This window comes from Marinobacter sp. C2H3, assembly GCF_037080155.1.
GTDB lineage: Bacteria > Pseudomonadota > Gammaproteobacteria > Pseudomonadales > Oleiphilaceae > Marinobacter.
Genome location: NZ_JBBBNZ010000002.1, coordinates 274,744 through 299,820 on the forward strand (window position 1 = coordinate 274,744; position 25,077 = coordinate 299,820).

At 64.6% G+C, this 25,077-nt stretch carries 24 protein-coding genes and 2 tRNA genes; 6 read left to right on the forward strand and 20 right to left on the reverse strand.

Annotated features, from left to right (window positions below):
• Position 1: 1 nt before the first annotated feature.
• Genes V3388_RS06310 through V3388_RS06320 form a run of 3 tightly spaced genes read right to left on the reverse strand, consistent with a single transcriptional unit; the run spans position 2 to position 3,409 of the window.
• A complete protein-coding gene (locus tag V3388_RS06310) occupies positions 2–1,993 on the reverse strand; it encodes a glycosyltransferase family 4 protein (RefSeq protein WP_336366692.1) in 1,992 nt (663 codons plus the stop codon).
• Positions 1,980–2,378: a 6-pyruvoyl trahydropterin synthase family protein gene (locus V3388_RS06315; RefSeq protein ID WP_336366693.1), complete on the reverse strand. Its 399-nt coding sequence runs from the start codon at positions 2,376–2,378 to the stop codon at positions 1,980–1,982. The genes V3388_RS06310 and V3388_RS06315 overlap by 14 nt, the downstream gene beginning before the upstream one ends.
• 38 nt (positions 2,379–2,416) lie before the next feature.
• On the reverse strand, positions 2,417–3,409 hold the full coding sequence (locus tag V3388_RS06320) for a zinc-dependent alcohol dehydrogenase (protein WP_336366694.1): 993 nt from the start codon (positions 3,407–3,409) through the stop codon (positions 2,417–2,419).
• 183 nt (positions 3,410–3,592) lie between these two features.
• Here V3388_RS06320 and V3388_RS06325 point away from each other — a divergent pair, with 183 nt between their 5' ends.
• The 5 genes from V3388_RS06325 (at position 3,593) to V3388_RS06345 (ending at position 7,989) form a co-directional block, all read left to right on the forward strand.
• Complete coding sequence (locus V3388_RS06325) at positions 3,593–4,312, forward strand: CDP-alcohol phosphatidyltransferase family protein (protein ID WP_336366695.1); 720 nt, start codon at positions 3,593–3,595, stop codon at positions 4,310–4,312.
• Positions 4,313–4,451: 139 nt separating this feature from the next.
• On the forward strand, positions 4,452–5,519 hold the full coding sequence (locus tag V3388_RS06330; RefSeq protein ID WP_336366696.1) for a hypothetical protein: 1,068 nt from the start codon (positions 4,452–4,454) through the stop codon (positions 5,517–5,519).
• Between the two features lie 119 nt (positions 5,520–5,638).
• On the forward strand, positions 5,639–6,727 hold the full coding sequence (locus V3388_RS06335) for a hypothetical protein (protein WP_336366697.1): 1,089 nt from the start codon (positions 5,639–5,641) through the stop codon (positions 6,725–6,727).
• Positions 6,728–6,907: 180 nt separating this feature from the next.
• Positions 6,908–7,867, forward strand: coding sequence for a DMT family transporter (locus V3388_RS06340; RefSeq protein ID WP_336366698.1), 960 nt, complete (start codon positions 6,908–6,910; stop codon positions 7,865–7,867).
• A gap of 45 nt (positions 7,868–7,912) precedes the next feature.
• Positions 7,913–7,989, forward strand: a tRNA-Val gene (locus V3388_RS06345).
• Between the two features lie 95 nt (positions 7,990–8,084).
• On the opposite strand, the gene V3388_RS06350 is transcribed toward V3388_RS06345, so the two are convergent.
• From V3388_RS06350 to V3388_RS06420, 15 genes are all read right to left on the reverse strand, one after another.
• Complete coding sequence (locus tag V3388_RS06350; protein ID WP_336366699.1) at positions 8,085–9,314, reverse strand: CaiB/BaiF CoA transferase family protein; 1,230 nt, start codon at positions 9,312–9,314, stop codon at positions 8,085–8,087.
• A gap of 30 nt (positions 9,315–9,344) precedes the next feature.
• The gene (locus V3388_RS06355) at positions 9,345–10,814 is read right to left on the reverse strand and encodes an NAD-dependent succinate-semialdehyde dehydrogenase (protein ID WP_336366700.1); all 1,470 of its coding nucleotides are present in this window, start codon (positions 10,812–10,814) and stop codon (positions 9,345–9,347) included.
• 24 nt (positions 10,815–10,838) lie between these two features.
• The gene (locus V3388_RS06360; RefSeq protein WP_336366701.1) at positions 10,839–11,552 is read right to left on the reverse strand and encodes a TetR/AcrR family transcriptional regulator; all 714 of its coding nucleotides are present in this window, start codon (positions 11,550–11,552) and stop codon (positions 10,839–10,841) included.
• Positions 11,553–11,627: 75 nt separating this feature from the next.
• Positions 11,628–12,332: an ABC transporter ATP-binding protein gene (locus tag V3388_RS06365; RefSeq protein WP_336366702.1), complete on the reverse strand. Its 705-nt coding sequence runs from the start codon at positions 12,330–12,332 to the stop codon at positions 11,628–11,630.
• Complete coding sequence (locus V3388_RS06370; protein ID WP_336366703.1) at positions 12,329–13,129, reverse strand: ABC transporter ATP-binding protein; 801 nt, start codon at positions 13,127–13,129, stop codon at positions 12,329–12,331. The genes V3388_RS06365 and V3388_RS06370 overlap by 4 nt, the downstream gene beginning before the upstream one ends.
• Entirely contained in the window at positions 13,126–14,073 is a 948-nt protein-coding gene (locus V3388_RS06375; RefSeq protein WP_336366704.1) for a branched-chain amino acid ABC transporter permease, read from the reverse strand. Before V3388_RS06375 ends, V3388_RS06370 begins: the two co-directional genes overlap by 4 nt.
• Complete coding sequence (locus tag V3388_RS06380; protein ID WP_336366705.1) at positions 14,070–14,939, reverse strand: branched-chain amino acid ABC transporter permease; 870 nt, start codon at positions 14,937–14,939, stop codon at positions 14,070–14,072. Before V3388_RS06380 ends, V3388_RS06375 begins: the two co-directional genes overlap by 4 nt.
• 89 nt (positions 14,940–15,028) lie before the next feature.
• Positions 15,029–16,252 (reverse strand): ABC transporter substrate-binding protein, encoded by a 1,224-nt coding sequence (locus V3388_RS06385; RefSeq protein WP_336366706.1) that lies wholly within the window; start codon positions 16,250–16,252, stop codon positions 15,029–15,031.
• A gap of 143 nt (positions 16,253–16,395) precedes the next feature.
• Positions 16,396–18,012: a long-chain-fatty-acid--CoA ligase gene (locus tag V3388_RS06390; protein ID WP_336366707.1), complete on the reverse strand. Its 1,617-nt coding sequence runs from the start codon at positions 18,010–18,012 to the stop codon at positions 16,396–16,398.
• 2 nt (positions 18,013–18,014) lie between these two features.
• Entirely contained in the window at positions 18,015–18,467 is a 453-nt protein-coding gene (locus V3388_RS06395) for a DUF6285 domain-containing protein (protein WP_336366708.1), read from the reverse strand.
• Positions 18,464–19,489 (reverse strand): phosphotransferase family protein, encoded by a 1,026-nt coding sequence (locus V3388_RS06400; protein ID WP_336366709.1) that lies wholly within the window; start codon positions 19,487–19,489, stop codon positions 18,464–18,466. Before V3388_RS06400 ends, V3388_RS06395 begins: the two co-directional genes overlap by 4 nt.
• Positions 19,490–19,493: 4 nt before the next feature.
• On the reverse strand, positions 19,494–20,693 hold the full coding sequence (locus V3388_RS06405; RefSeq protein WP_336366710.1) for an acyl-CoA dehydrogenase family protein: 1,200 nt from the start codon (positions 20,691–20,693) through the stop codon (positions 19,494–19,496).
• Positions 20,694–20,714: 21 nt separating this feature from the next.
• The gene (locus V3388_RS06410; protein ID WP_336366711.1) at positions 20,715–21,518 is read right to left on the reverse strand and encodes an SDR family NAD(P)-dependent oxidoreductase; all 804 of its coding nucleotides are present in this window, start codon (positions 21,516–21,518) and stop codon (positions 20,715–20,717) included.
• 183 nt (positions 21,519–21,701) lie between these two features.
• Positions 21,702–21,777: transfer RNA gene (locus V3388_RS06415), tRNA-Thr, on the reverse strand.
• A gap of 36 nt (positions 21,778–21,813) precedes the next feature.
• Positions 21,814–22,341 carry a lipocalin family protein gene (locus V3388_RS06420; RefSeq protein ID WP_336366712.1) on the reverse strand — a complete coding sequence of 176 codons (528 nt, stop codon included), beginning with the start codon at positions 22,339–22,341 and terminating at the stop codon, positions 21,814–21,816.
• A gap of 100 nt (positions 22,342–22,441) precedes the next feature.
• Here V3388_RS06420 and V3388_RS06425 point away from each other — a divergent pair, with 100 nt between their 5' ends.
• Positions 22,442–23,305, forward strand: coding sequence for an RluA family pseudouridine synthase (locus V3388_RS06425; protein ID WP_336366713.1), 864 nt, complete (start codon positions 22,442–22,444; stop codon positions 23,303–23,305).
• Here the strand turns inward: V3388_RS06425 and V3388_RS06430 are convergent.
• Both V3388_RS06430 and V3388_RS06435 read right to left on the reverse strand, forming a co-directional pair.
• The gene (locus V3388_RS06430) at positions 23,293–24,300 is read right to left on the reverse strand and encodes an NAD-dependent epimerase (RefSeq protein ID WP_336366714.1); all 1,008 of its coding nucleotides are present in this window, start codon (positions 24,298–24,300) and stop codon (positions 23,293–23,295) included. The genes V3388_RS06425 and V3388_RS06430 overlap by 13 nt on opposite strands.
• A gap of 22 nt (positions 24,301–24,322) precedes the next feature.
• On the reverse strand, positions 24,323–25,066 hold the full coding sequence (locus V3388_RS06435; RefSeq protein WP_336366715.1) for a TIGR04219 family outer membrane beta-barrel protein: 744 nt from the start codon (positions 25,064–25,066) through the stop codon (positions 24,323–24,325).
• Positions 25,067–25,077: the final 11 nt, after the last annotated feature.

A 25,077-nucleotide genomic window follows, 5' to 3' on the forward strand; every position in this document is an offset into this window, starting at 1 on the left:
CTCAGGGCTTCTCCCAGACGGCCGGGGGCAGCGCCAGCAAATCCTCGTGGCCGACCCGTACCTGAAGCTGGCCGGCGCCCAGGGCCGCCATACGGTCCTCAAACCAGCGGTCAATGACGCCGAGCTGGTCGGGGGCTTCGGCGGCGGCCGCGTCTCTCCAGCCCTGCACGAGAGGGCGGATGAGCCCGGCGTCCGACGGGTCCGATGCGGCCAGATGCCAGTCGCTGGCCGCTCGAGTGACCCGGTAATCTGACGCCGCCAGCCCCCGCGCCAGTACGTCGGTGGCCGCCGGGCCGAGCGCAGCGCCGGTGCCTTTGTCCCGGTGCTGGTGTCGGTTTATCCATTCTCGTATCCGATGGTCCTCCGGGTGTGCCGGGGCCAGCTCGATGTCACCGGCGTAACTGAGCACAATCAGAATCGCCGCCTGCCGCCGAACCACTGCGCCCACCAACGCGTCCAGCCAGTCTGGGGATACCAGGTCGATCAGTGCCGAGGCAGTCAACAGGTCCATGGGCGCGGCCAGCAGCGTTGCCATGTTGGCCGCTACCAGCGGCTGGCCCAGGGTCGAAACCGGCACGTCCATGAGGCGCAGGCGGGCAACGGCCTGGCGGCGCAGAACAGGGTCCGGCTCAATCAACGTCCACTGGTGTGGCAGGGGTAATCTGGGGGTCAGGTACACCGGGTTTGAGCCCAGCCCGGTGCCTACGTCGACGAGCATCAACGGGTCGTTCAGTGGGTCCCGTTTGCGGCTCCCATAGCGTTGGCCTAGCCAGTTCACCAGCTCGGCTGTGAGGGGTTCCGAACGTGCCCGGTGATCAGCGCTTTCCCTGGCCGTCAGCCAGTCCGCGCCGAACAGGCTGTCCTCGGAGAGCTGCACCAGGCGGCCCAGGCCCTCGAGAAAATCCCGGGCGGTATCGGACCAGTATCGGCAGCTCGCCGCGACCACATCGTCTTTGCGCAGAGCCGGAGGCGATGACAGCCATTGTTGCAATCTCTGGCTCAGTGCCTCCACATCGCCCGCCGGGTAAAGCGAGACCCTGGGGGTACGGTGCAACCGGCGAAGCGCTCCGCCGTCCGAGCTGATCACCGGCAGGCCGTCCGCCAGGGCTTCGTCGATGGCCATGCCGTACCCCTCGTACACGGACGGAAACACAAAGCCGTCCGCCCAGGCGTACCAGGCCTGAAGGTTGGGTTCGTCAACCTCACCGATCAGGCTCACCCGCGCGTCAAGCCCCGCCCGTTGAATGGCGGACCGCACCGTGTCCGCGTAGGCCTTGTCACGGTCCGTAGCGCCAACGAGGGCACAGTGCCAGGGCTGATCCGCCAACGGTGCCAGCGCCTCCACCAACTGATGCTGGGCCTTGCGGGGCGACAGCTGCGCGACGCACAGCCACAGCGGCCGCTGGCCGGTCCAGGTGGCCGCTGTGGCGCCAGCGGACGGACGCTGCCCCGGGTTATCGACACCCGGCATGGCCGTCGCCAGCCGCTCCGGCGCCACGCCATAATCCGCCAAACGCTGACGGGTTTCATGGCTGGTGGTGATCACGCCCACAACGGACGCCAGGGCCTGCCGCTCAGACTGGTAGAACCACGCACGCGCCTCTGGCGCCAACCCGGTCTCGTCCGCCAGCGGGTGATGCACCAGCGCCAGCAGGCGAAGTCGTTCGCTGTGCCGGGCTACCACGTCGGGCAGCCCGCCCATGGCCAGACCGTCAAGAACCGCCAAGGCGCCGTCCGGCAGCGCCGCCAGCGCCTGGTCCAGGGCACCCACCGCCACGTCGTCCGGCCGTGGGAATCGCCCCTCAAGACCCGAAACCGACGCCGGATGGCCTGCCTCGCAGAACGCTTCGACCAGCTTGCGCACATACCGGTAGCCGCCGGTGTTCTGGTCGGGATCACCGGGCACCAAAAAGTGGAGGGTTGCCAGTGCGTGGGCCTCGGCGTTGGCCGGGCTGGACGACGGCCCGGTGCGTTCAGGCTCAGAGCGGGCCATGGTAGCGGGCCCGGGCCACGTGGGATTCGTGCAGCTCCACGGTCAGGCCGGTCAGTTCCCTGGCGCCAGCCCCGAGCCGACCTTCGCGGATGGCATCGGCCATGCGGCCGAACACCACCCAGGCCATAAACTCCGTGGTGGTGTTTCGGCCGTGGAATTCGGGCACATCGTCCAGGTTTTTCAGGTTGAACTCCGCCAGGACCTCGTGGAGCACGGTGGCGGCAAGGCCGATGTCCACCACCAGATTGTCCTCATCTAGCCGTTCCCGTTCGAAGGTCACGTCCACGACATAGGTCGCGCCATGGACGCCCTGGGCCGGGCCGAAAATCTCACCCCGGAAGCTGTGGGCGATCATCATATGGTCTCGAACGGTGAGAGTGAACATGAACTGTCCTCAGTCGATAATGAATAGTGAGTTGAACGTCATTCGTCCGCAGCCGGATACCGAAGGCGGTGGCACAGGGTATCAGCGCCACCGGCAAGAACGTCCCGGGCCCGCGTCGGCCAGTCCGAAAAACGCGACTCGCCGGAGATCAGCGCATCAAGGGCCGGGTCGTTCAACAGGTTCAGGGCCAGGGCCAGACGCTGACGGTGTGTCCAACGGGACCGGCGCGTAGCCGGCAAAGTGCCAACCTGGCTGGAGATCAGTTGCAGACGCCGGGCGTGGAACGCCTCCCCGAGCGGCACCGACACAGGCCGATTCCCGTACCAGCTCATTTCCACCACCCGGGCTTCCACGCCCGACATGGATAACGCCGTGGCCAGCCCGGCGGGGTGCCCCGAGCAATGGAACACGACGTCGTGATCGTCGGCCAACGCGTCATCGGGCCCGCTCAACGGCTGAAAACCAACGCCCAGGGCCTCAGCGGCGATGTGTCGTTCCGATCGGACATCCAGGCCAGTTACCCGCGTGCCCGGAATTTGCCGGGCCAGCCACGCCACCAGAAGGCCGACGACGCCAAGCCCCACGACGGCAATGCGGTCGCCCAGCGACGCACCTGAATCCCACAGCCCGTTGATCGCGGTTTCCAGGTTGGCGGCCAGCACCGCCCGTTCCGGCGGGACGCCGGCGGGCAGCGGGTGTACCCAGGTTTCGGGCACCTGATAGACATCCTGATGTGGATGAAGACAGAACACCGTCTGCCCCCGGAGCCGCTCAGGCCCTTCCACCACACGGCCAACGCTGGCGTACCCGTATTTCACGGGAAACGGAAAATTCCCGGCCTGGAAGGGTGCCCGCATCCGTTGGTATTCCGTGGCCGGCACCTGCCCGTGAAACACCAGCGATTCCGTACCCCGGCTGACCCCGGAGAACAGGGTCTGGATGGTGACCTGCCCGGACAGCGGCTCCAGTTGCTCCTCGCGCAATGCCCCCTCCCCTGGGGCGAGGGTCCAGAAAGCCTTGGCTGTCTGCATGTGCACTCCTCGTTTGAATGGTCCAAGCCGCCAGTCCCTGGCTGACGCGTCAGCAATCTGCGCCGGCAAAAACCGCGTATGTCCGAACGGGCCAGTGATACACTGATAAGGCACTGGTCTGGAACGCCCGCCCGATGTCCGGCCTGGGAATCGTTCGCTGAAAGCATACGCTGAGGATAGCCGATGGACCTTCCGTCACCACAGTCCCGCTTCGTTCCAACCCTCTGGATGGACTTGGCCTGGGGCGCGCTCGTGGTGGTGGCCCTGGCCCTGGTGATGGTGGATCTGGCCAACGTCGCCCTGGTGGCCACGGCCCTTCCCCTGGGGCTTTACGCCCTGGTGGCCGCGCTGATCGGTCGCTACTGGCCGGCGCACAAGGACTTTGGCTGGCCGAACAGGGTGTCCCTGCTGCGCGCGGCTCTGGTGTGCACCTTGCTGGGCAGCACGATCCACTTGCCGTCGTCCTTCAACTGGTTGCTGGTGTACCTGCCCCTGGCGTTAACGGCCCTTGCCCTGGATGGCGTGGACGGTTACGTCGCCCGGCGCACCCGACAGCAAACCGCCTTCGGCGCCCGCTTTGACATGGAGCTGGACGCCCTGTTTATTCTCGGCCTGAGCGCCGCCGCCTGGACTCTCGACAAAGCCGGCCCCTGGGTGCTGCTGATCGGCCTGATGCGCTACGGCTTCGTTTTCGCCATGGCCCTCTGGCCGTGGCTCCGTCAGCCACTACCGGAGCGCTTCCGGCGCAAGACCGTGTGTGTCTGGCAGGTCGCCACCCTCCTGATCGTGTTACTGCCCGTTATCCCGCGAGTGGTGACAACGCCGGCGCTGGCATTGTCCCTCGCCCTACTGGCCTGGTCCTTTGCATTGGACGCGGTCTGGTTGCGCCGGCACCGCCAGTAATCGCCATTTTGTGAACCGCCCCACAGTCCTGACACATTCTGTTACAAAAGCCCCCGTTCCCCTTTGCCCGGCCAAACCGTCCGGGGGTATGGTCGTCTGATCACGCATCACCCGATAAAACAACAACAGGAACGGTGTCATGACGGGCAAAGTGCTGTTGGCACTGGCGGTGGTCGCCTCCACCGTGACGGCCACATCGGTCTACCTGATGGCGGACAACGACGGCCGGTTTGCCTGGGGCCACGCAGGCACTGCAGCCCCACCGGCAGTGGCCGCCCCGACAACGACTACCCTGCAACAAAGCACACCCGCCGCTCCTGCGCCGCTGAACCCCGAGACCGCAGCCCTGGGCGCTGCCCTCAGTGTGGTGGCCGATCAGTATGAGCAAACCGTGCGCTACCCGCCCTACTCCATTCCGCTGACACCGGCCCAGGCAGCCGCCTACGACGGCAACACCTATCACCCGGTTGGCCTGCCCCTGGAAGGTGGGGGCCACTTTACCGTCAGCCTGGACCGATACCGGTTTACCCGAGGCGATGACATTGTGGTGGTGGCCACTTTGGACGGTCCCCAGGTGGTCGGCCAGACGCTCACGGCCACACTTGAGCACCAGCCAGACCGTAAAACCGCCGGCTCGGCCCGCCTGACCGCCACCGGTGACGGGTATTTCGAGGGTGTGCTGTCCTCCGACGAAGACCCTGGCGAGTATCACCTGATCGTCGAGGCCCAGGTGGACGGGCAGCCGGTACGTCACGCCAGCACCCTCACCATCGAACCGGAGCTGGGCGACTTTGGCGGCCTGGACGACCCTTACGTCAGCAACAACAACCTGGTGATCCCGGTTGAATTTTCCCCTGACCACAGCGGCACCTATGCGCTTTCCGCCCAGCTTTACAACGGTACGACGCCGATCGCCCAGCTTCAGGAAGAGCAGGCCATGAGCTCCGGCAAGGGCACGTTCAAACTCCGCGCCCACGGCACCGTGCTGGCCAACCAGACGGTGTCCGGCCAGCTTCAGTTGCGCAACCTGATGGTGCGCGAGCTGCCGGAGCGACCAGGCGATCGCACCCATTACGGCTACGGACCGGAAGACGGTTACCGGTTCACGCCGCCGGACCTGGACGCGCTGTCCGATACCCCGGCGGCCAACCCCGAATCGGCACTGCGGGCCCAGATGCTAAGGCAACTGGCCGGCAAGTTCCGGTAACTCCGGGCACGCCCCGGACCGGCTGGCGCCGGGCTGTACCTGTTCGCGGCGGGCCTGAAGCGCCGCCAACAGGGTGAACATCTCCACACAAAAACAATGCGAGAAAAACGGAGCAACCCATGAACCTACGGAAATCTGTAAAGGCCTGTACCCCCGCCCTGGCCCTGGCGCTCACCGGCAGCCTGTTCGCCGGCGCGGCCCACGCTCAGCTTGGCGGCCACAACGTGATCCTGGTCCACGGCTTCATGATGGACGATCTCTCCAATCCGCCCCAGAGCTTCGCGGAAGTGCAGCAAGCCGGTGCGGACAACTGGCGGGATTTCTGGCTGAGCCGGGCCGAGGCCCGCATCGACTGGGCCAGCAACGGCCGAGTTGAAGGCACCATCGCCCAGCAGGCGTACCAGCAGGTGCGTCAGATCAGTCAGCAAGGCCTGTGCAATAACTACTGCATCATCGTGACCCACTCCACCGGTGATCTGGTCACTCGCTACGTGCTGGCCAACCAGGCCCGCTGGCTGCAGGCCGAGGGCCTTCAGCCCCTGAAAATCCTCACCACCATTGACCTGGCCGGCGCCGGCGGCGGCACCGAACTGGCAGACCTGGCCCTGAGCATTGCCTACAACGACAGCTGGTACAACTGGCCGGTCAAGCAGGCGGTCAAAGCCTTTACCGGGATCGATCCGCAGCCGGGCAAACTGGGCGTGGTCAATGATCTGCAGACCAACGCCGCCCGTAACCTGGCGGTCAGCCCCAACAGCATTCCCCGGCTGCGTTCGGTGGGCGGCGGTTCCTCCTACGGCGGCATCACCAAGCCGTTCATCGCCGGCACCGATGACGGCGTCGTGCCCACCCACTCCGCCTGTGGCGCCACCACCGCTGACGGCATCGACTCCTGCTCAAACAGCCTGACCCTGGGCGGCAAGTTCACCAGCACCAACGGCCCAGATGGCCTGTACTACAACCATTATCCCGTCCTGATGACCGAGGGCCTGTCCCACGGCGGCCAGTTGGGCACCGAAACCGGCAACATTGCCGTGCCGGTGGTGAACAACGTCACCCTGGGTGATGTGCGCGTGGATTTCGCCAGCCGCACCTACAACAAGCGGGCCTGGTGGCAACTGTGGGGCGCGGGCGACAAGTACATTGAAGTCCCGGGATCAGACCAGACGGACGTTTCCAGCCTGATCTACAGCACGCTCAACAACTAACCAGCAGACGCCAACGACCGGCCACAAGCCGGCGATCCGCGCTGGCCGGTTACCCACCGGCAGCAAATGGCGCCCGGGCTCAGGGAAGAGCCCACGATCCCTTCGAGTTTCCCTCACTTTCCTTTTTAGGTTGCAACCTATAGATTGGTTCGTCTCCGATTCACTCCGATGCCGCGCACCATGACCGACGCTCAAAAATCCGACTTCCTGCTGGTAGGGGTGACCCTGCTGGCTGCCGTCAGCTGGATCTTTTCCAAGGAAGCCATCCTGCTGATGCCGCCCCTGCTGTTCATGGCGCTGCGCTTTTTGATTGCCGGCCTGGTTCTGGCCCTGGTGGCCTACCCGTCCCTGCGGCGGCTGTCAGCGGACCAGATTCGCCGAAGCCTGGGCGTGGGCCTGGTGTTCGGTATTGCCATGAGCCTGTGGATCATGGGGCTGGTGAACATCGAAAGCATGGGCGAAGGCGCCTTCCTGACCAGCCTGGGCGTGGTGATTGTGCCGATTATTGCGAGGCTGGTGTTCCGGGAAGCCCAGCCCGCCAGCACCTGGCTGGCGATTCCCATCGCAGTGAGCGGCCTGGCCCTGCTGTCCCTGAAAAACGGTTTCCGGCCGGAGGCGGGACAACTGTTTTTCGTGGCGGCAGCCACCATTTTTGCCCTCTACTTCACCCTGAACACCCGCACCGCCAACCAGCGCACCGTGATTAACCGCCGTGGCGAAACGGTGGAAAAAGCGAAGGTGCCCGCCCTGCCCCTGACCGCCATGGCACTGACCACCGTCGGCCTGGTCACGCTCACCGAATCCGCCGTGCTGGAGCCCTGGCTGGCCACCTTCCAGCAGGCACCGGCCAACCTGATCGGCTGGGTGCTGGCAAGCGCCCTGATCGGCACCGCCGGCCGTTTCCTGGTGCAGACGTTTGCCCAGAGCCTGTCCGCCCACAGCCACGGCGTGGTGATTCTGGTGTTGGAACCGGTATGGGTGGCGTTGTTCGCCGCGCTCTGGTTCGGCGAGACCATGTCGCCCCTGCAACTGGCCGGCTGCGGCCTGATTCTGGCGGCGCTGATCGTCAACCGCTGGGCCGCTCTGAGCAAGGCGCTCAAGCAGGCCATGCGGCGTCGAAATTTGCCGGAAAACGGTTGACACCGATTCGGGAAAACCGTAAATTGCGTCCCCGTTGCAGGACACAGGACCATAGCTCAGTTGGTTAGAGCGCTACCTTGACATGGTAGAGGTCCCCAGTTCGAATCTGGGTGGTCCTACCACTTCTGCAAGAAAAGTCAGTGACTTACGCCCTCCGTAAGAACTGGCTTTTTTTATGCCCGGAATCTCCGTGCGTGTTTACTGATGGCTGCAAGCGTCAGCCAGAAGCCCCATCCACGACACCCTCGTCCTTCAGAGCCTGTATCTGCTCCTCGGACAACCCCAAAGCATCCAGAACCTCACGGGACTGTTCCCCGAGAAGTGGCGGCGCCGAGCGATAGGCCACCGGCGTCCGGCTGAACTTGAGGGGATTTCCGACGGTCGGAACCGGACCCATTGCCGGATGATTCAACTCGCCTTTCAGGCCACGGGCAAGCACCTGAGGATCGGAAAACACCTTGTCGATCGTGTTGACGGGACCACAGGGAACGCCCGCCTTTTCCAACAAACCGACCCATTCATCGGTGGGGCGCATGACGGTGGACTGCCGGAGCAGCGGCACCAGGACAGTCCGATGGGTCACCCGTGACCGGTTCGTTCTGAAGCGCTCGTCGCTGGCCCATTCCGGGTGCCCCAGCACCTCGCACAGGCGCGCAAACTGCTCATCGTTGCCGACCGTCAGCACCATGTCACCGTCCGCGGTGGGAAACGCCTCATAAGGCACGATACTCGGGTGCGCGTTGCCCATGCGCTGGGGAACGGCGCCGCTGGTGAGGTAGTTCATGGCCACATTGGCGAGGGAGGCGACCTGGACATCCAGCAACGATGTCTCGACGTGCTGGCCCTCGCCGGTTCGCTCCCGGTGACGGAGCGCAGCGAGAATGCCGATGGTCGCGTAGAGGCCCGTCATAATGTCCGTCATGGCCACGCCGACCTTCATGGGGCCCGCGCCAGGGGCACCGTCCGGCTGACCGGTGATGCTCATGAGCCCGCCCATGGCCTGAATCAGAAAATCGTAACCAGGGCGGCTGGCGTAGGGGCCATCCTGGCCAAAGCCGGTAATGGAGCAGTAAACCAGGCCGGGGTTAACGGCCTTGAGGCTGTCGTAATCCAGGCCGTACCGCTTCAGCCCGCCCACTTTGAAGTTTTCGAGGACGATGTCCGACTCAGCTGCCAGTTGACGTATCAACGCCTGACCTTTTTCGCTGGCAATATCCACCGCCAGCGACCGCTTGTTGCGGTTGGCCGAGAGGAAATAGGCAGACAGCTCGGAGCCATCCTGCCCTTTCAGGTAGGGAGGCCCCCAGTTCCTCGTGTCATCCCCGGAACCGGGCCGTTCAATCTTGATGACCTCGGCACCAAAGTCTCCGAGGATCTGGGCGGACCAGGGGCCCGCCAACACCCTCGACAAATCCAGCACACGAAGGCCTGACAGCGGTCCGGACATGGGGCTCTCCTGTTCCAACAATCCAGCGGTCTAACGCATCCCACCCAGACACAAGTATTTGAGTTCCATGAACTCATCCAGCCCGTAGCGGGACCCTTCTCGGCCCAGACCGCTCTCTTTCACACCGCCAAACGGCGCCGTTTCCGTGGAAATGATGCCGTCATTGATACCGACCATACCGGTTTCGAGGGACTCCGCCACATGCCAGATGCGCTGGATATTCTGACTGTAGAAATACGCCGCCAGGCCGAACTCCGAAGCGTTCGCCATGGCAATCGCCTCGTCTTCGGTATCAAACCGGAAAATCGGCGCCACGGGGCCGAAGGTTTCCTCCCGGGCCACCAGCATCTCCTGGGTAACCTCGGTCAGAATGGTGGGTTCAAAGAAGGTGCCGCCCAGGGCGTGGGCCTTGCCACCGAGAACGATCTGCGCGCCTTTTGCGGTGGCATCGGCAATATGGCGCTCGACCTTATTCACGGCCGCCGGGTTGATCAGCGGGCCCTGATGGGTCTCTCCCTCCAGGCCCGGGCCGACCACCAGGCCGCGGACCGCCGCCGTGAGCTTCTCAACAAACGCGTCGTACACGGACGACTGCACGTACACCCGGTTGGCACACACGCAGGTCTGCCCGGTATTCCGGTATTTTGAAGCCATCAGCCCGGCAACCGCCGCGTCCAGGTCCGCATCATCGAACACGATAAACGGTGCGTTGCCGCCCAGCTCCAGGCTGACCTTCTTGACGGTGCCACTAGCCTGACGCATCAGGAGCTTGCCGACCGGCGTGGACCCGGTGAAGGACACTTTGCGCACGATCGGGCTTGTGGTCAGCGCCTCACCCACCTCCGGGGCCTTGGCCTTCGCGCAGGTCACGATGTTCAGCAGGCCGACCGGCAGCCCGGCTTCTTCTGCGAGCGCCGCCAGCGCCAGGGCACACAGCGGCGTATCCTCTGCCGGCTTGACCACCACGGGGCATCCGGCCGCCAGCGCCGGCGCCACTTTCCGGGTGATCATGGCGATCGGAAAATTCCAGGGGGTAATCGCCGCGACCACGCCGATGGGCTGCTTCATCACCAGGATGCGCTTGTCCCGCCCGTGGCCAGGAATCACATCTCCGTACGCGCGCTTCGCTTCCTCGGCAAACCATTCCACGAAGCTGGCGCCGTAGGCGACCTCTCCCCGGGCTTCGGCCAGGGGTTTGCCCTGCTCTGCCGTCATCAGTCGGGCCAGGTCCTCCTGGTGAGCCATGATCAGGTCAAACCAGCGACGAAGAACCGCTGCCCGCTCCTTCACCGGCACCGCCCGCCAGGCCGGCCAGGCGGCGTCGGCGGCGGCGATCGCGGCGTGAACGTCGGCCGCGCCCATATCGGGAACTTCCGCAAGGTGTTCTCCGTTGGCCGGGTTGGTCACCGCAAAGCGCTGACCGGAGCGGGCCTGGACCCATTCACCGTTGATGTAGGCACGGTTGCGCAGAAGCGCGGAGTTACTCACAACAGTCGTCATCTCAGTCCTCGCACTATCGGATCGTCAGGCTTGCAACAGGTAGCTTTCGACCACATCCCGGACAAACATAGCGTAGTCGTCAACGGGCACGTTCTGGTCGAGGTATTTTCGGCGCTTCAGGTACCAGTCCTGCAGCAGGGCCTTGATCATCGACGACACCAGGCGGGCGTTTCTGGGCTGGTAGACACCCGCGTCAATGCCGGCTTCGATGACGCCGAGGAAGATTGCTTCAATCTCCCGTTCGATCGCCACCGCATCCCGCTTTTCCTGGGGCGGCAGGCTCTTGGCCTCCATGTAGGAGAAGTAGAACCAGGCCCGCATCAGTTCGCTCAGGTACAGGTGCGCCTTGATGGCGGCGTAGAGCCGGTCGCGCACGTCCGGCACATCCCGGGTGTAGTGCAGCAGCGTGCGCCGGGTGATGATGAAGCCGTGGTTCTGGATCAGGTGGATCAGGTCGTCCTTGTTGCGGATGTACGCATACAGGCCGCCCATGCTGAGGCCGGAATCCGCACACAGGTCCCGCAGGGTCATGGCATGAAAGCCCTTGGAGTTGGCCAGCCGGAGGGTGGAATCAATAATGCGGATCAGGTTCCTGACCGCCGTCGCCTCCTTCTTGATGCTGATCCGGTCCTGGTTCTGGCGGAACAGTTCCCGGATCACGTCTTCCTTGGACAGGCTGATTTCGCTGCGGAACGCTTCGTAGTTTTCAATCATCACGGCAGTGTCGGTCGGGTCCATCAACAGTGGCGCGCCGGTGTGGCGTGCCGCAGCAGCGCCGGGCCGGGCGAGCCGGCGCCAGCGATTATACGCAAGTCAGGCCACGGACAGAAAACGCTCCTGGGTGGCCGGGTCTGCCTTGAGGGCCTCGCTGGTGGCCTCGTGCACCACCTGCCCTTTCTCCAGAATGTACGCTCGCCGGGCGTGTTTCAGGGCAAAACGCACGCTCTGATCGGTGAACAGGATGGTGGTGGTGTGGCTCAGGTCGTCGATCAGCTCGCCGATCTGCTGCACGATCACCGGTGCCAGTCCCTCGTTGGGCTCGTCCAGCAGGAGCAGCCTGGGCTGAGTCATCAGCGAGCGGGCCACTGCGAGCATCTGCTGCTGACCGCCGGACAGGGTGGCGCCGTCCTGGTCCGCCCGTTCCCCCAGCATCTCGTATTTCTGCAGGATGCCGTCTACGGTCCAGTGGGCAGCGGCACCGCTGCGTTGTCGAGACGCCACCTCCAGGTTTTCCCGAACCGTCAGCCCCGGGAAGATGCGCCGATCTTCCGGCACATAGCCAATCCCCGCCCGGGCAATCCGGTGGGTGGGCCAGCCTTGGATGGGCTGCCCTTCAAAGCGGATTTCGCCGGCACGGGGCGGGGTCAGCCCGATGATGCTCTTGAGCGTCGTGCTCTTGCCGGCGCCGTTGCGGCCCAGCAGGCACACCGTCTCGCCGGCGTCGAGGGTCAGGCTGACCCGCTGCAACGCCTGGCTCTCGCCGTAGAAGGTCTGGATGTTCGACACGTCCAGCATCATGCGCCGGCCTCCTGATGTTTGTCCTGGTCCTGGTCTTGTTCATCGTCGTCTTCGCCCAAGTAGGCCCGCCGGACATCCGGGTCCTGTTTCACCTCTTCCGGCGTGCCGGCGAAGAGCCGCTCGCCCCGGTGCATCACCAGAATGCGGTCGGCCAGGTTGAACACCACGTCCATGTCATGTTCGGTGATCAGGAAGGTGTAGTCGCCGCTGTCCGCCAGCTTGCGGATCAACGCGGTGGTCCGCCGGGTTTCTTCCGGCGTCATGCCGGCGGTGGGCTCGTCCAGCAGCACCAGCTTGGGCTCGGTGGCCAGCACCATGGCGATTTCCAGCAGGCGTTTGTCGCCGTAGCTGATCACTTCCGCCCGGTGGTGTTTCAGGGAATCGATGCCGAGGCGCTCCAGCAGCGCTTCCGCCTGTTCCTGCACGGGCCGGTTGCGGGACGCCAGGTTAAACAGCCGACGGCTGTGGCCGAGGAACGCCGAGCGCACCACTTCCACGTTCTCCTGCACCGTCATTTCCGGGAAAATGTTGTTGATCTGGAACGAACGGGAGACGCCGAGCCGGCTGATTTTATGGGGCGGAAGTCCGGTGATGTCCCGGCCATCCAGAGTAATCCGGCCGTCGCTCGGCTTCATGCGACCGGAGACCATGTTGTAGAAGGTGGTCTTGCCGGCGCCGTTGGGCCCGATGATGGCGATGGTCTCCCGGGGCTGAACCGAGAGGTCAATACCGTTGACGGCGGTGTTGCCGCCGAAGCGCTTGGTCAGGTTCTCGATCGTCAGAATCGGTTGGCTCATTGGTTTCTCTCCTGCCACCAGTCCAGCACGGTGCCCAGCAGGCCCTTGCGGAAGAAGATGACCATCAGCGCCAGGATGATGCCCAGCACCAGCATCCAGGATTCGGTAACGCTGGTGATGGCCGTTTCCAGCAACACAAAGACCGCCGCGCCGGCAAACGGCCCCAAGAAATAGCCGGTACCACCCAGGATGGACATCAGCACCGGCTCGGCGGACATGGACCAGTGCACCAGCTCCGGGCTGGCCACCCGCAGGAACGGGGCCATCAGCCCGCCCGCCAGGCCCGCGAAAGCACCGCCGATCACAAACGCCGCCAGCCGGTAGCTGCGCACGTTCAGCCCGGCAAAGGACACCCGCTCCGGGTTCTGCCGGATGGCCTTGAGGATCAGCCCGAACGAGCTGCGGCAAATCAGGTACAGCACCATCGCGGCCACGGCCACGATCGCCAGCACCACGTGGTAGTAGACCGACGGGTTGCCAAGGGTGAGCTTCAGCCCCAGGCCAAAGTCTCCCAGGGTGAAGCCGGCCAGGCCATCGCTGCCGTGAGTCACCGAGCGCCACTGGTAGGCAATGGCAAACACCATCATGCCGAAGGCCAGTGTGAGCATGGCGAAGTACACCTCGTTCAGCCGCACGCTCAGAAAGCCGATGCCCACCGCCAGCACCGCGCCGGCGGCGGTGGACACCAGCAGGCACGCCAGGAACGGCCACTGCAGGTGGATCAGCACCAGCGCGGTGGCGTAGGCGCCCACCCCGAAGAAGGCGGCGTGGCCAAAGCTCAGCATGCCGGTGTAGCCGAACACCAGGTTGAAGCTGGCGGCAAACAGGCCGAGGATCAGGATCTCGGTGAAGATAAAGATGTAGAAATACGACGCCAGCCAGGGCACGGCAATCAGCCCCGCCAGCACCAGCGCCATAATGATCAGCAGTACGCGGGATTTCATGCGCTTGCCCCCTTGCCCATCAGGCCGTGGGGTTTGAACAGCAGCACCAGGGCCATGCCCAGGAACGGCAGCAGCATGTTCACTTCCGGTACGTAGCGGCCGCCAAAGCTGTGGATCAGCCCGAGAATCAGGGCGCCCAGTAGCGCGCCGGGGAAACTGCCCAGGCCGCCAATCACCACCACAATGAACGACTCGATGATGATCTTGTCCCCCATGCCGGGGTCCAGCGCCCGCATGGGCGCGGCCACCGCGCCGCCGACCGCCGCCAGCCAGGCACCGAAGGCAAACACACCGGTCACCACCAGGCGGGTGTTGATGCCCACCGCCTCGGCCATGTCCCGGTCCAGTGCCGCGGCCCGCATGATCCGGCCGACCCGGGTGCGGTTGAACAGGTACCAGAGGCCAGCCAGCAACAGCAGGCCGACGGCGATAACGAACAGGCTGTAGGTGGGCAGTGGGCTGCCCAGAAGGTCCACGGAGCCGGCCAGCGGTTCCGGGGGTCTGACCACGTGAATGCCGCTGCCCCACACCAGCCGCACGCTCTCGTTGATGATCAGCAGCAGGGCGAAGGTCAGCAGCAGGCTGTCCGCCACGTCCCGCTGGTAGATAAATCTCAGCATCGCCCGATCCATGATCACGGCCAGCGCGGCCACCGCCAGCGGCGCCAGTAACAGGGCCGCCCAGAACGGCAGGCCGGCCAGGTTTACAAAGGTGTACGTCAGGTAGGCGCCGAGCATGTAGAGCGCGCCGTGGGCAAAATTGATGATATTGAGCACGCCGAACACGATGTTGAGCCCGACGGCGATAATGAACAGCAACAGGCCGATGTCCAGGCTGTTGAGCAGCGCCGATCCGATGCCAGACATGGATTACCTCGTTCAGTTGGGCCCGTGTGCCGCCACCGGAAACGGCCGGCGACACACGGGAAACGGTGGTGCTTCCAGCAAATCCAGCCTCAGAGCTGGCAGCCGGTTTCCTCAACCGACGGCGTCACGGCTTCGCCGTCGAATACCTGGAGGTTGGTCAGCGTGCGGATACCCAGCTTCGCGTCCATCGGGCCGGACACGCCCCAGTTCGGGCTCACCAGGGCCTGGTGGTCACCGGCACGGAAGGTCACCTTGCCGTTGGGGGCATCAAAGCTCATGCCGCTCAGGGCCTTGGCCACGGCCGGGCCGTCGGTGGTGCCGGCGGTTTCCACCGCCTTCTTGTAAGCGTAGATGGCCGCATAGGCGCCCTCGGCGTTGTAGCTCGGCGCATTGCCGTAGGCGTCCACGTAGGCTTTTACGAAGTGCTTGTTGACGTCGTTGTCGTAGGCATCGAACCAGTAGCGGGTGGACAGGTGCACGCCTTCGGGCATTTCCTCACCCAGGGCGGACAGCACCTCGGTGGCCGCGCCCACGGTGAACATCAGATCCAGGCCCTTGTCGAAGAAGCCACGGTCGTTGGCCTGGCGCACAAAGTTCACCAGATCGCCGCCCCAGACGGAAATCAGCACGCCGTCGGCGTCGGAGTTCATCACCCGGTCAATGAACGGGGTGAAGTCCTCGGCGCCAAAGCGCGGGAAGTTGGTTTCCGACATCAGGTTCACGTCCGGCTTCATGGCCTTCAGGTAGTTACCGAAGTACTCCCAGGACTGATGGCCAAAGGCGTAGTCCGGGCCGATGGTGGTCCAGTTCTTGGCATCGCTCTTGGACGCCACCATGGCCGCCGCCTTCATGTTCTGGGACACGTTGACGCTGACCCGGTAGGTAAAGGCGTTGCAGAGTTTGCCGGTGACATCGGGTGTAGCCGCGTGGGTGATGATCAGGGGCTTTTGCAGCTCGGTCATGGTGGGCACCATGCCCTGGGCCACGCCGGAACTGTCGAGGCCGACAATCGCATCGGCGCCGTCCGAGTACACCAACTTGCGGGCCGCCTGGATGGCGGTGGCGGCTTTGGCCTGGCTGTCTTCGTACATCATTTCAACCTGACGGCCGAGGATGCCGCCGCTGGCATTCACTTCTTTTACCGCCAGATCAAAGCCTTTCTGGGCAAATTCGCCGTAGGTGGCGGCGCTGCCGGAGCGAATGTTAATGGCACCGATCTTGATGGGATCGGCGGCATGGCTGAGGCTGGCCGTGCCGAGGGTGGCGGCGGCGGTCATGCCCACCAGGAGGTGCTTGATGAGACTTCTGTTCATGGTGTAGCTCCTGTGTCTTTGTCTTTGTTGTCACTGGAACGATCAGGCCTGCGATGGCCCGGTTGTCAGAACTGTCGGTGATGCTTTGGGTTGTTCAACCTCCCGCCGGTGACTACCGGCTATCGGGGGACAGGCGCCACGGCTCAGCGTGGCAGCGTGTCCCGAAGTACGTTTTTGCGGATCTTGCCGGTAGCGGTCTTGGGCAGTGCCCCCAGGATCACCTTTCGCGGCGCTTTGAAGTGCGCCATCTGCTCCCGGCAGAACGCGATCAGTTCCGCCTCCGTGGGCGGTTCGCCATCGGCAACCGGGTCCACGAAGGCGCATGGCACCTCGCCCCACTTTTCGTCGGCCAGTGCCACCACGGCGGCCTCGGACACTTTTGGATGCCGGTACAACACCTCTTCGACTTCCAGGCTGGAGATGTTCTCTCCGCCGGAGATAATCACGTCCTTGGCCCGGTCCCTGATTTCCAGGTAGCGGTCCGGGTGCATCACCGCCAGGTCGCCGGTGTGAAACCAGCCGTCCTTAAAGGCGCTGGCCGTGGCCTCGGGGTTTTTCAGGTAGCCCTTCATCACGGTGTTGCCACGCACGCAGATTTCACCCAGGGTCTTGCCATCCGTCGGCACCGGCTCGCCCGTGGCTATGTCGAGGATATCCACGTCCACCAGCCCGTGGGTGGGCACGCCCTGCCGGGCCATTTTCAGCGCCCGCTCGTCCACCGGGAGCGATTGCCACTCCGGCTGGGGCACACAGATGGTGGCCGGCCCATAGGTCTCCGTCAGGCCGTACAGGTGGGTGATGCGAAATCCGATGGCTTCGGCCTTGCGGATCACGCTGCTGGGGGGTGCGGCGCCACCCAGAGCAAACTGGGCGTGCTGGGACAGGGTGAGTCCGTCCCGGCCTAGCTCTTGCAGCAGCATGTTCATAACGACCGGTGCGCCGCACATATGGGTGACCCCGTGGGCTTCAATGCGCCGGTAAATCTCCCGGGCATCCACCTCCCGCAGGCAGACGTGGGTGCCGCCCACGGCGGTAATCGCCCAGGTATAGCCCCAGCCGTTGCAGTGGAACATGGGGAGGGTCCACAGGTAGACGGTACTGGCGTTCATGTCGAACACCCCGGCGTTGGTCATGGCCGCAAGATAGGCCCCCCGGTGGTGGTAGACCACGCCCTTGGGATTGCCGGTGGTGCCGGAGGTGTAGTTCAGGGAAATCGCGTCCCATTCATCCGGCGGCAGTGGCCAGCCGGCGTCCGGGTCGCCCTCGGCCAGCAGCCCCTCGTAGGACAGCGCCGCCAGACCGTCGGTGGCCCCGGCCTTGCGCTCGATGGCCACCAGCAGCGGCGGCGACTCCAGGCCGACCAGAGCAGCGCGTACGGTTTCTTCCCACTGGGTGTCGTACATCAGCACCCGGGCTTCCCCGTGACCGAGGATAAACTCGAGGGTGCGGGCATCCAGTCGGATGTTGATGGCATTCATCACGCCGCCGGCCATGGCCACGGAGTAATGGGATTCGAGCATTTCATGGCTGTTCGGGCACAGGATGGCGACGGTATCCCCACGCCCGATGCCGCGCCGGCGGAGCGCGTCGCCCATGCGCCGGCAGCGCTGTCCAAAGGCCTCGTAGGTCAGCGAGCCGTCGTCGTCGATCACTGCGGTTTTGGTGGGATACACCCGGGCGGCCCGTTGCAGCAGCGTCAGCGGCGTCAGGGGCGCGTGGTTGGCCGGGGTACGCTCCAGGGTATTGTTGTGGCTGCTCATGGTCACTCGCTCCGGGCGTCGGTCGGGTTGAGATCGCGGGGTGGCTGATCCCGATCATGCAGGTAGCCGGGGTTATTGATGTGCAGCCGGGCCACCGTCAGCGACCGCAAGGTGGCCCGGAGCGCGCGGTCATCAGGCGCCTTGCGGCGGCGAATGGCCTCGGCCAGGGCGGCTTCGTCGACGGGCTCCACGCCAGCCTCCGTTGGCGGCTGCGAGGCCTGTTGGAGTTCCCGGACCGCCATGCCCAGAGCGTTGGCAACCATCAGCGCCTGATAGCGCTCGGCACCACGGAGCGCCGGTAGCACCGAATCCACCAACACAGAGCGGGCCTCGGCGAGCAGATCATCGGTGGCCGGTGCGTGGTTGGCCACCGTGCGGCTTGACGGAGCGCCGGACTCCCGGGGCGTGCTCCCAGGGCGGCGCTGTTGATCCTGGTGATCGTGGGAGTGCGTCATACCAAAGCCTCCAGGGCGTCGATCTGGTTGAGCAGGTCGTACTCCATCTGCACCACCATGCGCCCGGTCAGGGCCAGTTCCAGGGAGCGCTGCTCGCCGGAACAATGGCGCCGGGCCTGCTGTAGAGCAATCACCGCCCAGCGCACCAGCGCCATGGCCTGCCAGTACGCCAGTTCCTGGGGGCTGACCGTCTGGCCGCTGGCGGCGAAGTAGGTGTCCAGCAGGTCGTTGATGTGGCCGATTCCCCCAACCTCATACTCGCTTGCGCCGAAGCGCCAGCTGGGCGAGCAGAGCCAGCCCAGGTCCTCTAAGGGATCGCTCCAGGCGGCGAATTCCCAGTCGAGCACGGCGGTCAGCTCGCCCTCATCCACAAGGTAATTGCCGGTGCGGAAATCCCCGTGGCAGAGCACCAACGGTCGGGGAGCCGGCGCGTGGTCTTCCAGCCAGTTCAGACCCCATTCGAGCACTGGATGAGGCTCATTAATGGCCGCCAGATATCGACGATACAGCGCCACCCTCGCCTGCGCCGCGTTGCCGTCCTCCGGTGCCGGCAGAAACCCGAGCACGCCGGACGACGGTTGCACCCGGTGCAGGGCCGCCAGCTCCGTCGCCAGCCGCGCTACCAAGGCCCGGCGCCGGACCTCGGACCAGCCGGCTTTCGCCAGTGCCCGCCCCGAGGCATTGCCCCGGGCCCGGGTCATCACGTAGAAGCGGCGGCCAGTGACGGCGGTGTCCTCGCACAGCCACAGGGGCTCCGGCACGGTCACGCCGGCATCGAAGGCCGCGCGCAGGACGGCAAACTCCTCCGGGCGCCCCAGGCTCTCGGCCACGCCGGAGGGCGCATCCTGGCGGACCACAAAGGCGCGCTCGCCGGGGTGGCTGCCGCCACTGAGGTCCAGCGTCAGCCCGAAGTTGTCCTGGATGGCGCCTCCGGAGAGCCGGTCAAAGGCCAGCACCTGGCCGTGCCAGGCGCCGGTCTTCTGCACCAGGTAATCACACAGGGCCTCGGCCAGCTCCGCCATGGCGTTACACTCCCCAGCGCCAGAAGTCGGTGCCCTCTTTGAGCAGCGTGCGGGAGAACACCATCTTGTGCACTTCCGAGGCGCCGTCCACCAGGCGGGCCTGGCGGGCGTAGCGGTAAATCCATTCCAGGGGCGTGTCCTTGGAGTAACCCCGGGCACCGCAGAGCTGAATGGCGGTGTCCACCGCCTTGTGCAGGGTGTCTGCCACCGCCACCTTGGCCATGGAGACTTCCTTGCGGGCAAAGTCCCCCTGGTCCAGTTTCCAGGCCGCGTGCATGGTCAGCAGCCGGCCGATCTGGATATCCATGGCGGCTTCGCCCAGAAGCCACTGAACCCCTTCCCGCTCGGACAGTGCCTGCCCGAAGGATTCCCGTTTGGCCACATAATCGGTGGCAATTTCCAGGGAACGGCGCGCCAGCCCGAGCCAGCGCATGCAGTGGGTCAGACGTGCCGTGCCCAGGCGAATCTGGGTCACCTTGAGGCCATCACCGATCTCCATCAGCCGGTTCTCGTCCGGGATTTCCAGGCCGTCAAAACGCAGCTCGCAGTGGCCGCCGTGCTCTTCCGGGCCCATGATCGGGATACGGCGCACCAGTTCCCAGCCCGGATCGTCCCGGTGGAACAGAAACGCGGTGAGGCCCTTGCGGGCGTCGTCCGAGGTGCGGGCAATCAAAATGAAGTGGGCGGCCTCACCGGCACCGGTGATGTAATGTTTGTGCCCGTGAATCACCCAACGGTCCCCTTTGCGGGTGGCGGTGGTCTGCATCATCCCGGGATCGGAACCGCAGCCGGGGGGCGGCTCGGTCATGGCGAAAGACGAACGCACCCGGCCATCAGCAATGGGCGCCAGCCAGCGGGCCTGCTGTTCCGGGGTGCCCACCTTGGCCAGCACCATCATGTTGCCGTCGTCGGGCGCGGCCGAGTTGAACACCACCGGCCCGAACAGGGAGCGGTTCATTTCCTCGTAGCAGGCGGCCATGCCGACAATATCCAGCCCCTGCCCACCGTGGGCTTCCGGCAGCTGCAGGCACCAGAGCCCTTCTTTGCGGGCTTTCTCCCGCATCCGTTCCAGCGGCTCCGGAGCGATATTCTCATGCGCATCGTAGGCGGAAGGGTCCTGCTCCAGGGGCAGCAGTTCCCGTTCGACAAACGCCCGGATGCGCTCTCGGAAGTCTTCGTTTCGGGCACTCAGGGTAAAGTCCACGGCACACTCCTTTCAGCGGCGTCAGAGTGAAGATTGAAGGTGGCCACCGTCCACCACCACGGTACTGCCGGTCATGTAACCGGACAGCCCGGACGCGAGCAGCAGCAAGGGGCCGCACAGCTCCTCGGCCTGGCCCAGGCGACGTTGGGGAATACGGCGGATCATCTGCCGGCCCGGCTCGGTCTGGAAAAAGTCCCGGTTCAGATCGGTCTCGATGTAGCCCGGCGCCAGGGCGTTCACGCGAATGCCATAGCGGGCCCACTCCAGCGCCAGCACCCGGGTCAGCTGTTCCACACCCGCCTTGGCGGCGGCGTAGGGCGCCACGTTGCCGGCCACCCGATGGCCAAGAATGGAGGAAATCATGATGATGCTGCCGCCCCGGCTGGCGGCGGAGAGCCGGCGCGCGGCTTCGTTGGCCACCAGCCAGCAGCCCTTGAGGTTGGTATCCAGCACCCGGTCCCAGTCGTCGGTGCGGGTATCGAGCGCCTTGTGGCTGGTGGCAATGCCGGCGTTGGACACGACGATGTCAGGCAGGCCCACGTTGTCGGCCATGGCGTCAAAAGCCGCGTTCACGCTGGCCTCGTAGGAGACGTCCATGGTGATGACGTGAACCCTTTTTCCGCCATCGGGCATGGCCGCTTTGAGAGTGTCGAGGGCCTCACGGCGGCGGCCACTGACGACCACCGTGGCGCCGGCCTCCAGCAGGCACCGGGTAAACGCGGCGCCCAGGCCTCCGGCAGCGCCGGTGACGAGAGCCACTTTGCCGTCCACCCGGAGGGACCAGGCAGACATTTCGGTTGGGTTCGGATGGTTTGTATTGTTCATGTTGTAACCTCCTGAACCCAAAAATAGAGCGAGCGCTCGAAATATTCAAGAGGTCAGACGTGCTTTTTTGCAACACGCCCGTGGAGGCCGGCCACTTTTGCAACACACACAATACGGCAACGCCTGCAAAGACTGGGCTGACGACAACAATCGGGGGATTCGTGCGGAACCGGAGAGGAAAACTGGAGCTGCAGGGCGGAATCGAACCGCCGACCTACTGATTACGAATCAGTTGCTCTACCGACTGAGCTACTGCAGCCAAGGCCCGCAATTAAACCGATTCAACGCGCAAGAATCAAGGGGCTGGAGACTGATCAACCACAATCAGCTCACCCAGGTCGAAGCCCTCAGCGCGGGCCTTGGCCTTGAAGCGCTCAAGGGCCTCAGGGCTGACGGTCGGCGTGCGGGACAGGAACCAGAGGTAGTCCCGGTTGAAGCCGGTGACGTAGGCCTGATCGTAGTCGGCCTGGTCGAGCCAGAACACCACGTAGGAGGCGTAAAACGGGCCGAAGAAGGAGACCTTCAGATGGGCGACGTCCGGGCTGCCGACAAAGACCGCACGGCCCTCGGCCTGCTCCCACTCGCCACTCTCCGGGTTGTAGCCCCGGTTGATCACCGAGAGGCTGCCGTCGTCGTTGCGGGAGTATTCGGCGGTCACCCGGGTCAAACCCTCCTCGAAAGAGTGGTCCAGGCGGGCGATCTCGTACCAGGTGCCCAGGTAGCGGTCGGTGTCGAATCCGGTGACCGGCTCAATGTTCTTGGGCAAGCCGGTGCAACCGGCGAGCAGCAGTGAGGATGTCAGCGCGGCAATCCAGCGAATCATGGTCCGTCTCCTTCGGGTATGCACGGGATTGTACGACGGAAACCGCCGACGGTTTGCCTTATAATGCGGCCCCTGCCGAACCCATCGCCCGGACCGTACCATGAGATTGACCGTCGACATCACCCCGGAACACACCCGGCTCGCCGTGGACGCGCTGAGCGAGGCCAGCGGCTTGCCCAAGCAACGCATCAAGGACGCCATGACCAAAGGCGCCTGCTGGTGGATCCGCAAGGGCAAACAGGTCCGGCTGCGGCGGGCCAAGCAGGAGGTAGCCCCGGGCACCCGGCTGATGCTGTATTACGACGATGCGGTGCTGGCCCGGACGGCGGAACCGGCGGTCATGCTGGCTAATACCGGGCGCTATTCGGTGTGGTTCAAACCCCACGGGCTGCTGTCCCAGGGGTCCCAGTGGGGTGATCACTGCAGCCTGCTGCGGCTGGCCGAACTGGCCCTGAAGAAACCGGTGTTTCTGGTACACCGGCTGGACGCCGACGCCGCCGGCCTGATGCTGATCGCCCACGACGGCAAAGCGGCCGCGGCCCTGTCAGAGTGCTTTGCCGGGCGAACCATGGAGAAGGTCTATCTGGCGACGGTGGTGGGGCCGCTTGAGACCACCGACCGGCAGATCACCGACCCGGTCGATGGCAAGTCGGCGACCAGCCGGGTCACCACGGTGCCTTCCGGCTCCGGCGCGCCGGGCGCCCATTCACCAGAGGGCGCGAACGAAACCCGGGTGCAGGTGGTGATCGAGACGGGGCGGAAACACCAGATCCGGCGCCATCTGGCGGGGATTGGCCATCCCATCGTCGGGGACCGGCTGTACGGCACGGCCGAACGGCGCCCTCTCCAGCTGTTGGCCTACTCGCTGCGGTTTGATTGCCCGCTGACCCGTCGCCCCCAGGCGTTCACACTCCCGGATGAGCGGATCACCCTGACGGCGCCAGGGCCGGCTCAGACGCCGTAGAAATCCCGATACCACTCGACAAAGCGGGCAACGCCCTCCTCCACCGAGGTTTCCGGGCGGTAGCCGGTATCGGCGGTGAGGTCGTCGATGTCCGCATAGGTGGCGGGCACATCCCCCGGCTGCATCGGCAGATAGTTGCGGATGGCCTCGCGGCCGGTAACCTGTTCGATGATTTCAATGAACCTGGCCAGTGCCACCGGGTTGTTGCTGCCGATGTTGTACAGCCGGTACGGGGCCCGGCTGGAACTCGGGTCCGGTGCTTCCCCGCGCCAGTCCGGGTTCGGTGCGGCTACCCGGTCGAGGGTTCGGACCACGCCTTCGACAATATCGTCGATGTAGGTGAAATCCCGCTTGTGGTGGCCGTGGTTGTAGACGTCAATCGGCTCGCCCGCAAGGATGTTGCGGGTGAACTTGAACATGGCCATGTCCGGACGGCCCCAGGGGCCGTAAACGGTGAAGAACCGCAATCCGGTGGTGGGCAGCTGGTAAAGATGGCTGTAGGTGTGGGCCATCAGCTCGTTGGCTTTCTTGGACGCCGCGTACAGGCTCAGCGGGTGGTCCACGTTATCGTGCACGGAGAAGGGCATGGACTCATTGGCGCCGTACACCGAACTGCTGGACGCGTAGACCAGATGCTGGACACGGTGATGCCGGCAGCCTTCGAGCACGTTCAGAAAGCCCACCAGGTTACTGTCCGCGTAGGCGTGGGGGTTCTCCAGGGAATACCGCACGCCGGCCTGCGCCGCCAGGTGCACCACCCGCTCGGGCTCGTACTGGCGAAACAGCGCCGCCATGGCGTCACGATTGGCGATGTCTTCGCGCACTTCAACAAAGCCCGGGTGGCGCCGGAGGCGATCCAGGCGGGCTTCCTTGAGGGCGACATCGTAGTAATCGTTGACGTTGTCCACGCCAATCACCCGGTCACCGCGGGCCAGCAGGCGCTCGGCAAGATGGTAGCCGATGAAGCCGGCGGTGCCGGTGACCAGGATGTTCATGGATACGTCTCCGAAAACAGGATCAGAACGCCACGCCGGCGCTGACGAAGGGGCCGTCGAGGGTCACGTCCAGGCGGTCGTCGCCGTCCTCGTAGTCAACGGCCATTTGCCGATAACCCGCGCGGAACTGGAGCGCTGACACCTCATATTGGCCGTATACGTTGAAATCCCGGAGGGAATCGCCGTCGTACGCAACGAAATTGCCCTCACCGCCGACGGAAACGCCGGTCAGAGGCAGATCGAAGCGAACAGCCAGGTACCCCATCGGAATCACCGCATCCACGCTGGACTGGGTCACGCTGTTGGCACCGCCAATCTGGCGCACCGTCAAATCCCCGTTGAGCTTGCGGGCGGTAAGACCCAGGTCGAGGTTGACCCAGTTGTCCAGCACTTCGTAATAGAGCGTCAGGTCCAGTTGCTCCAGATCCAGATCGGACCGGACCGAGGCGCCGGTATTGACAAAAATGTCGCCAAAATTGGCACCAAGCTGTCCGCGACCACTCTGTTGGACCAGGGTGTAATTCAACCGCACATTGGGCAGAACCGGGACCGGATGCTCGAAGTACAGGGAGGCGTTGGCCGTGGAGTCCGACTCCAGGTTCAAATCGTTGTCCACATCAACCACATCGGTTTTACGGGCCGCATCGCCGGACAGGCTTGAATCCCAGTAACTGACCGTGGCGCCGAGGCCAACCACATCGGCCTGCGCCGCCACGGGCAGCGCGATCATCAGAGTACTGCCGGCAAGAAGGACTGCGTTACGCATACATCACCTTT